Source organism: Fictibacillus aquaticus (genome assembly GCF_002245695.1).
GTDB lineage: Bacteria > Bacillota > Bacilli > Bacillales > Fictibacillaceae > Fictibacillus > Fictibacillus aquaticus.
Genome location: NZ_NOII01000057.1, coordinates 1 through 6584 on the forward strand (window position 1 = coordinate 1; position 6584 = coordinate 6584).

Annotated in this window: 9 protein-coding genes and 1 pseudogene; 8 read left to right on the top strand and 2 right to left on the bottom strand. The window is 44.9% G+C overall.

Annotated elements, in window-relative coordinates:
* Together CGZ90_RS20875 and CGZ90_RS21140 are read left to right on the top strand one after the other, a co-directional pair.
* Positions 1–295 (top strand): Rossmann-fold NAD(P)-binding domain-containing protein (locus CGZ90_RS20875; RefSeq protein WP_486598937.1); only part of this gene is annotated, 295 nt, incomplete at its 5' end.
* A gap of 1 nt (position 296) precedes the next feature.
* Positions 297–545 (top strand): cytoplasmic protein, encoded by a 249-nt coding sequence (locus CGZ90_RS21140; RefSeq protein ID WP_094254158.1) that lies wholly within the window; start codon positions 297–299, stop codon positions 543–545.
* 21 nt (positions 546–566) lie between these two features.
* On the opposite strand, the gene CGZ90_RS19455 is transcribed toward CGZ90_RS21140, so the two are convergent.
* Complete coding sequence (locus CGZ90_RS19455) at positions 567–950, bottom strand: winged helix-turn-helix transcriptional regulator (RefSeq protein ID WP_094254152.1); 384 nt, start codon at positions 948–950, stop codon at positions 567–569.
* A gap of 106 nt (positions 951–1056) precedes the next feature.
* Between CGZ90_RS19455 and CGZ90_RS19460 the strand changes: the two genes are divergently transcribed.
* Both CGZ90_RS19460 and gloA2 read left to right on the top strand, forming a co-directional pair.
* Positions 1057–2037, top strand: coding sequence for a zinc-binding dehydrogenase (locus CGZ90_RS19460; RefSeq protein ID WP_094254153.1), 981 nt, complete (start codon positions 1057–1059; stop codon positions 2035–2037).
* 16 nt (positions 2038–2053) lie between these two features.
* On the top strand, positions 2054–2437 hold the full coding sequence (gloA2, locus tag CGZ90_RS19465; RefSeq protein ID WP_094254154.1) for an SMU1112c/YaeR family gloxylase I-like metalloprotein: 384 nt from the start codon (positions 2054–2056) through the stop codon (positions 2435–2437).
* Positions 2438–2523: 86 nt separating this feature from the next.
* On the opposite strand, the gene CGZ90_RS19470 is transcribed toward gloA2, so the two are convergent.
* Entirely contained in the window at positions 2524–2973 is a 450-nt protein-coding gene (locus tag CGZ90_RS19470) for an OsmC family protein (protein WP_094254159.1), read from the bottom strand.
* A gap of 109 nt (positions 2974–3082) precedes the next feature.
* On the opposite strand from CGZ90_RS19470, the gene CGZ90_RS19475 reads away from it, so the two are divergent.
* From CGZ90_RS19475 to CGZ90_RS19490, 4 genes and pseudogenes are all read left to right on the top strand, one after another.
* Entirely contained in the window at positions 3083–3865 is a 783-nt protein-coding gene (locus CGZ90_RS19475) for a 2-phosphosulfolactate phosphatase (protein WP_094254155.1), read from the top strand.
* Between the two features lie 141 nt (positions 3866–4006).
* Positions 4007–4939 carry a substrate-binding domain-containing protein gene (locus CGZ90_RS19480; RefSeq protein ID WP_094254156.1) on the top strand — a complete coding sequence of 311 codons (933 nt, stop codon included), beginning with the start codon at positions 4007–4009 and terminating at the stop codon, positions 4937–4939.
* Positions 4940–5108: 169 nt separating this feature from the next.
* On the top strand, positions 5109–6221 hold the full coding sequence (locus tag CGZ90_RS19485; protein WP_094254157.1) for an aminopeptidase: 1113 nt from the start codon (positions 5109–5111) through the stop codon (positions 6219–6221).
* Between the two features lie 52 nt (positions 6222–6273).
* Positions 6274–6584 (top strand): annotated as a pseudogene (locus CGZ90_RS19490) (glycosyl hydrolase family 18 protein); the annotation flags it as partial.

Genomic DNA, 6584 nt, shown 5'->3' on the forward strand with positions numbered 1-6584 from the left:
GTTCTTTTATAACAAAGTCAAAGGTATGGTAGAAGATGATTTAAAGAAGCTTTCTTTCAAGGCGGTTCATGTTTTTCAGCCTTCGCTTTTGCTTGGTGATCGCAGCGAGTTCCGCAGAGGAGAGAAGTTCGCAGAAAGCTTCAGCACGAAGCTGCCTTTCCTTTTTACCGGTCCGCTGAGGAAATATAGGCCGATCAGCGGGCGCCAAGTCGCTTCAAGGATGGTAGAAAAAGCACTTCAGAACAAAAAGGGCTATTTTGTCCACCGGTCGGATGAGCTGCAGAACGGTGGATGAAGTGATCAATCATTTTGAGGAAGCACATCGATTCAGCAGGTTTAATAGAAAAAGTTTAGAAAGCGATAGCACGTGCGGATGTTTTTATTGTATAGAGATCTATCACCCGGAAAAAATAGATGACTGGGCTGATGAAGATGAAAATACGGCAATTTGTCCTTATTGCGGTATTGATTCTGTTATAGGGGAAAGCTCAGGGTACCCGATCACGAAGGAATTTCTTAAAAGTATGCATGAGGTTTGGTTCTAAACGAAAAAGAAAAAGACGGCCTCAGCCGTCTTTCTTCTTTTCCATAAAATCATATGTCGTCCAGCATCGGTTCATCGTGATCCCGCGATCTTCGGAGTACATATCGCCCCACTTGCACATTTCAAAAAGAGTGGGCTGCAGCTTTTTTCCGAGATCAGTAGTCACGTACTCTACTCTAGGCGGCACCTGATCATATTCGATACGGTTAACAAGTCCATGCTCTTCTAGCTCGCGCAGCTGCTGTGTGAGCATTTTTTGTGTGATGCCTGGCAAGGCGCGTTTCAGCTCGTTAAACCGTTTAACTCCTTCATTTAAATTCCATAATATGAGTACTTTCCACTTACCGCCGATGATCTCGATAACCATGTCGATTGCGCAATGGTACTCAGGCTTTAACATTTTCATGGTGATGCTCCTTTGTGCAGGTTACTAAAAAGTGCCTTCTTGTTTTCCTGTTTTACAGTATATATTATATACCATGAGAGAAATAAAATAAATGGAGTGATCAAATATGAAAGCATTGCTGTTGCACGATAAAGGGTTATGGAAAGAGATGAAGGTGGAGGAAATCGAAACACCAAAGCCGGGTAAAGGTGAAATTCTAGTTGAGGTTCACGCTGCCGGTCTGAACCTAGTGGATTACAAAACAGGAACGAACGGAAATCCGAACTGGAGCTATCCTCATATTCTAGGACTTGATGTTGCCGGAACGGTAGCGGAAAAGGGTGAGGGAGTCACACAATGGAAGATAGGCGACCGCGTTGTTTATCATGCTGATCTTACGAAAAAGGGCGGGTTTGCACAATTTACAGTAACAACAGCGCATACCGTTTCCCGCATCCCAGACAACGTGTCGTTTGAAACCGCAGCGGCTCTTCCAACTGCAGGCTATACAGCTTATCAAGCACTGTTCCGCAAGCTGCCGTTTAACAACGTAAACTCTATCCTTATTCATGGAGGAGCAGGAGGAGTAGGCGGATTCGCAGTACAAATGGCGAAGCTTGAAGGAAAGACAGTTATTTCAACTGCATCTGCACATAACCATGACTATGTAAAATCTCTTGGTGCTGACTATGTGATCGATTACCGTGAAGAGAATGTTACAGAAAAGGTAAAGGAATTGACTGGCGGTCTTGGAGTAGATGCCGTTGTCGATGCTGTGAGCAGACAGAGCGCGACAGATTCACTTGATGCGCTTGCTTATATGGGGCATATCGTCCATATTGCCGGAGCACCTGATTACACGAAAACGACACCGTTCACGAAGGTATTTTCTTACCATGAAATCGCATTGGGAGCAGGACATCAGAGCGGAGATATTAACGCTGAAAAGGATTTTGCCGTAATTGGTGATGAAATGCTAAAACTTGTTTCTGAAGGAAAACTTGATGCGATGCTGAAAGAAGTCATTTCTTTAGAGGAAGTTCCGGCAGCACTCGAAAGGTTATCAGAGCGCCATGTAAAAGGGAAGATGGTCGCTAAAATCAAATAATGGGGGAGGCGTGACGATGTTAAAGCGCGTCCACCATATCGCTATCATTTGCTCTGATTATGAGGAATCGAAGCATTTCTATGTTAACGTGCTCGGACTAAACCCGATAAACGAGGTTTACCGTGAAGAACGCCGTTCGTACAAGCTCGACTTGGAAGTCGGCGGACACTATCAGATCGAGCTGTTCTCTTTTCCGGCTGCTCCCGAACGGCCGAGCTATCCGGAAGCAGCCGGACTGCGGCATCTTGCATTTGAAGTGGACAACATCGAACAATGCACAGCCGTGTTGAGAAAAAAGGGAGCAGAAACGGAACCGATCCGTGTGGATGAACATACGGGTAAAAAGTTTACGTTTCTTGCGGACCCTGACGGACTGCCGATTGAATTATATGAAGTTTAAAATACAGGGAGGCTGACTATAGAGTGTCAGCCTCCTTTTGTATGGGGTACGGTACCATTTTGCTTAAATGGTACCGTACCCCTTACTTATTCATTTACAAAAATGGATGTTTCGAGCTCGACTTCCACGTTGCCTTTGATCGCGCGGGTGATCATGCAGGAGGATTCCGCTTTTTCCGCAAGCTTTTTGGCAAGCTTGATTTCTTTATCTCCCGCACCTGCTGGCAACGTGATGTGCGGGCGGTGGATGATTTTTTTATATGTAATCACTCCGCCTTCAGATTCAACCAAACCCTCTGATGAAAGCGTCAAGTCCTCTTTAACAAGCTTGCTGCGCTCCATCATCGCAGCAAGTGTGATGATAAAGCATGTTGCAGCCGCACCGAGCAGCATCTCATCGGGGTTCGTGCCAACCCCGGGTCCGTCCATTTCAGGCGGGATGGAGATTTCGGTTTTAAGCCCGCCGCATTCAAGCTTTCCAACATCGTTCCTCAGCCCCGGCCAATCAGCTCTTAAATGAAAATGATGAAGTGCCATATTCATATCAGCTCCCTAAATCAATCGATTACTTCTCATTCTAACACTACCAACAATAGGATATTTCTGGTATTCTCTTAAATACGGAAAAAGAATAAGGAGGTAAAATATGACCAGCTATTTCGATCAAAGCGGTTACCAAGTGAAGGTAGAATGGGGGCAAAGAGGAGCAAGGGAAGCGGCAGCACGAGGTGATATTATCATCATCGTGGATGTGCTGAGCTTTTCTTCTACCACTGTAGCAGCACTTCACAATGGTGCGCATATTTTTCCTTTTCCACCGCCAATAAATGATGAAGCCAGAAAATATGCAGACTCAATAGGAGCCGAGATGGTGCTCGGCAGGGCTGAAGCCACTAGAACAGCCGGCTATACACTTTCGCCAGTTTCCTTTAAAGATAGCGACAGAGATAAAAAGTTTGTCCTCTGTTCACTGAACGGCGCGGCATGTACGGATGCAGCCAAGAGTGTTCCAGCTCTTTTAATAGGGTCGCTCGTTAACGCAGCAGCTGCAGCAAAAGCGGCAAATGAGCTTCAGGAAAAGACAGGCAGAGCCATCACCATTGTTCCATGCGGAGAACGATGGGACAGTCCGCTGCCGTCTGAGAACGGGATGAGGCCTGGCATAGAAGATTATCTTGGTGCAGGTGCGATACTTCAGACACTTCATGGCCGTTTTTCGCCTGAAGCTGATGTGTGCGCGGCTGCATTCTCATCTTGCCAGCACAAGCTTTCAGATTTGATTACAGCGTGCGGCAGCGGCAGAGAATTGATTGAACGAGGGTACCCGGCAGATGTCGAGTTTTGCCGCCAGCTTAACACACATGTAGAAGTGCCGGTCCTTCTTGATGGATGCTTCACGGATTACTTTTCATCTCTTACTGTAAAATAAGCACCGACCCAGATCACAGCGCACATGCCGGCTATTGAAAGTATCCCTAACATTTGAAAAACCTCCTCGTTTTGCTTTATTTGTTTTACACTATAAAGTATGAAACGCGTTTCATAGCAAATAGAAATTTGGAGGTGAGGTATGGCAAACATCAGAGATATCGCCAAAGCGGCCAGCGTATCGGTTTCAACTGTATCGAGGGTGCTGAACGATCATCCATATGTGTCCGATGAGAAGAGAAAGGCTGTCATGGAGGCTGTGGAATCACTCAATTTTCATAAAAACCTGAACGCCGTTCACCTATCAAAAGGAAAGACTCATGTTGTAGGTGTTGTGCTGCCTTATATTCATCAGCCTTTTTTCAGTCTGATATTAAATGGCATCGCCCGTGAGGCTTCCGTTACCCATAGCCATATCATGCTGTTTCAGACAAACTATGAAGACGATAAAGAACGGGAAGCATTGGAAAGTCTGAAAGGAAAACAGCTGGACGGGCTGATTGTCTGCTCCCGGACGCTGCCGCTGTCTGTTATCAAGTCATACTCAAAACACGGTCCTATCGTTCTTTGCGAGGAAACTTCTGATCTGCAATGTGTTTATATCGATCATCATTCATCCATATTGGCAGGAATCGAGCACTTAAAACAGAGCGGTTACCGCAAAATCGGTCTTACATTAAACAGGAAAAGCGGGACAAACACTTCACAAAGGGTTACCGCGTATAAACAGGCATGCAGTGAAGAATTTGTATTTTATAATGCGTTAAATATTGAAGACGGAGAAGAAATCGTGCGGTGCATTTTGGAAAACAGCAGCAGGCCGGATGCTCTTCTTGTGACGAACGACTATGTGGCAGCGGGCATCTTGAATGAATGCCGCAGAAATGGCGTAGTGGTCCCAGACGAACTTGCACTTCTTTCATATGACAATCAGCACCTCGCGGAATCACTTGAGATCAGTTCAGTTGAACTGCCGCTGCTTGAAATGGGCCAAGAGGCATTCAAGCTTCTTTCATCCGAAAAGCCAGAAAAGAGAGAGCTTCCTTTTTCACTCATACATAGAAAAACGACATAGAGCCAATTAAAGACAGCGGTGGTGAACAACATTATCGCTAATTTTATGGCGGCCGAGAAATCCTAATTTTTATTGAAGAGCATGAAAACAATCAAAAAGTTTACAAAAACTTTCCAGTAACATAAAATAAACTAAACAGTCAGTTTAAAAATAAAAAGGGGGCTTTTTTGTGAGAGATCCGCGCAATGAGAACTTGGCTAAGGTGCTGCTTAATCATTCTGTTAATCTTCAGGAAGGTGAGCGCATTCTGATTGAAGTTTCTGGAGAAGGAAAACCTCTTGTTAAAGAGCTGATCAAGCAAATATACGAAAAAGGCGCTTATCCGTACGTTAAGCTTTATGATGAAGAGATTGCCCGCCTGCTAGCTGAAGGCGCAACAGAAGAGAGAATGGAAACGCAGAAAAAATGGAACATGCAGGAGTATAAAGATATTCAGGCAAGCATCCGTATCTCTGGCAGAAATAATTCACGTGAAGGTGCAAACATTCCTTCAGAAAAACAGCAGCTTAGCGGAAAGGTCATGAGACCGGTGCTTGACCAGCTGATCAATCATACAAAATGGGTGCTGCTTAACTATCCAAGTACAGGTGCGGCTCAAAAAGCTGGAATGTCTCTTGATGACTTTGAAGATTTTTACTTTCAAGTGTGTACGCTCGATTATGGAAAGATGGACAAAGCGATGAATGCACTTAAAAAGCTGATGGATGATACGGATGAGGTTCAGATTAAAGGTGAGGGAACAGACCTCACATTCTCGATCAAAGGCCAAGGGTCGATCAAGTGTGCTGGAGAGTGCAACATTCCTGACGGGGAAATCTATACAGCACCTGTAAAGGATTCGGTTAACGGAACGATTACGTACAACGCGCCGACATCTTACAGAGGAACGGACTTTACAGATATAAAATTCGTGTTTGAAAACGGAAAAATCATTGAAGCATCTGCGAACAACAGCGAGAAATTGAACGAGATTCTCGATAGTGATGAAGGAGCCCGTTATATCGGAGAGTTTGCGATCGGCGTCAACCCTTATATTCTTGAGCCAATGAACGATATACTTTTCGATGAGAAGATTGCCGGAAGCTTCCATTTCACACCTGGCCAATCATACCGAGATGAATCATATAATGGCAATAACTCACAGGTACACTGGGACATCGTCAGCATTCAGCGCCCTGAATACGGCGGTGGAGAAATGTGGTTTGATGGTGTATTGATCCGCAAAGACGGATTGTTCGTACCAGAAGAGCTTCAAGCCCTCAACCCTGAAAATTTGAAATAAGAATAGCCTGCCTCCTCTTTCGGAAACCTAAAGAAAAAGAGGAGGTTTTTGTATGAAAAAAATGCTTATTCTTGCTGCGGCCGGAGCTCTTTTGCTCGGCGGATGCGGGAAGGAAGAAATGAAAAAAGGCGAAGCTGCTCCAAAGAGCATGGGCAGCCATAGCCCGCGAAAGATATCGAACGATAAAAATACAGGGCCTGATATCAAAAAATCAGAAACAGCACACAAACGGCCAAAAATTGAAACGATCGGCTTTCTTGAGCCAATAGAGCCAAAACAGGCGATAAAAGATTTGAAGGAAGCAGAAAAGCATCTTTCTTATGTTGCCATGTTCAGCTATCAGGTGAAAAAGGATGGCAGTCT